The sequence below is a fragment of the Rhizobacter sp. P3_B12 genome (genome assembly GCF_056402895.1).
The window spans coordinates 1-897 of record NZ_JBFUGN010001543.1 but is presented as its reverse complement, the minus strand read 5'-3'; the positions used below and the strand labels follow the sequence as shown (position 1 = coordinate 897).

At 70.7% G+C, this 897-nt stretch carries 2 protein-coding genes; one reads left to right on the top strand and one right to left on the bottom strand.

All coding sequences use genetic code 11. The features are described 5' to 3' along the window. Positions 1-420 (bottom strand): hypothetical protein (locus AC1D01_RS36755; RefSeq protein ID WP_477874750.1); only part of this gene is annotated, 420 nt, incomplete at its 3' end. Between the two features lie 164 nt (positions 421-584). Between AC1D01_RS36755 and AC1D01_RS36750 the strand changes: the two genes are divergently transcribed. After that, the coding region (locus AC1D01_RS36750) for a hypothetical protein (protein WP_477874748.1) at positions 585-897 on the top strand (313 nt) is incomplete at its 3' end.

Sequence of the window (897 nt, the reverse complement as noted above, 5' to 3'; positions counted from 1 at the left end):
TTCTACCGGTGCGGCTGCCACGGCCTCGCCGCCGCCCCACCCTCCGCCACCGCCGCCACCCACGCCACCAAGGCCCGAGAGACTGCCGCCGCCCCCTCCGCCACCGCCTCCGTCTGACGAGGGATTCTGCTGGAAGGCAGCCATGAACTGCATCATCATGTACGCCAGCATCTCCAGCAGCTGCGGGTTCATCGTGGTGGCGTTCGGGTCCATTTCGCCGTCCTGGCCTTCGGCACCGCAGGCGCCTTCGACCGACGCATCCTCGCTCGGCAGCTCGGTGCTCAGTTGCACCTCGGCCGACTCGTCGACCGGGTGGCAGCCACCGGCATGCGTGGCGCCCGGGGATCCCATGTGGCCCATCGAGCCGTAGTGACCCATGGGTCCGAAGTGGGACATCGGCGACATGACGCCTACGCTCATGGGAATCTCCTTCAGGCTGGTCAGCGGTGTGGTGGTGTCCGCCATGCTCGGCCCGTCACGTCCCTCACGAGGGCGGCCGGTGCGAAACGCCGTGCGGCAGTGCGAAGCCCCCGCGTCGCGTGCGAAACTGCCCTCCCCCCGATCTGCCGCCACCGACTCCTTCCATGCATCGCAACACGCAACTGGCCGTCATCGCCCTGCTGCTCGTGGCATGCGGCGGCTACTTCCTCACGCCGGATTCCTGGCGCTTCGTGGCCACGCCGTTCGCGCTTGCCGCGGCCTCCGCGCTGGTGGCCTTCATCGGCCGGCGGCGGCTGGCCGATGCCGTCGTGCTGGCCCTTCCGCCGCTCGCCGGCCGCTGGGTCGATCCCGAAGTCGGCTCGCACGCCTTGCTGGTGGCTTGCCTGGCCGTCTACCTGCTCACGCAGCGGCCGCGCTTCGCGGCCGTGGCCGGGAGCACGGTGGCCGCGCTGCTGC